Source organism: Pseudomonas sp. 2822-15, from assembly GCF_002742515.1.
GTDB classification, from domain to species: Bacteria; Pseudomonadota; Gammaproteobacteria; order Pseudomonadales; family Pseudomonadaceae; genus Aquipseudomonas; species Aquipseudomonas salomonii.
Genome location: NZ_LJRY01000402.1, coordinates 1 through 287, shown reverse-complemented (window position 1 = coordinate 287; position 287 = coordinate 1). Strand labels below are relative to the sequence as shown.

Below are 287 nucleotides of genomic sequence, written 5' to 3'. Positions count from 1 at the left end.
GTATAAATTCCTTCAATTCATTAATAATGCGATTTTTTTCTTCTTCATTTATTAATAACTCTATACCATAATAATATTTTCCGTTCCCAATATTAGCCGATTTTTGCCACACTACTCGTCCCCTTACTTCGTGCTCTGAAACTAAAGTAAAACAAACATCAACATCTACTTCACTTTTTCCGCTTCTCAAATCTAAATGTGATAATAACTTTAATCCTGTAGGACTTATATTATATAAAAATGCTTCCCCGTTTTTGGATTCCATTTCTTGTCCGTCTATCTTGATG

At 31.4% G+C, this 287-nt stretch carries 1 protein-coding gene; it reads right to left on the bottom strand.

Annotation, left to right across the window (positions count from 1 at the left end; translation table 11 throughout):
* The coding region (locus tag AOA59_RS31210) for a PilZ domain-containing protein (protein ID WP_143522874.1) at nt 1–265 on the bottom strand (265 nt) is incomplete at its 3' end.
* Between the last annotated feature and the right edge of the window lie 22 nt (nt 266–287).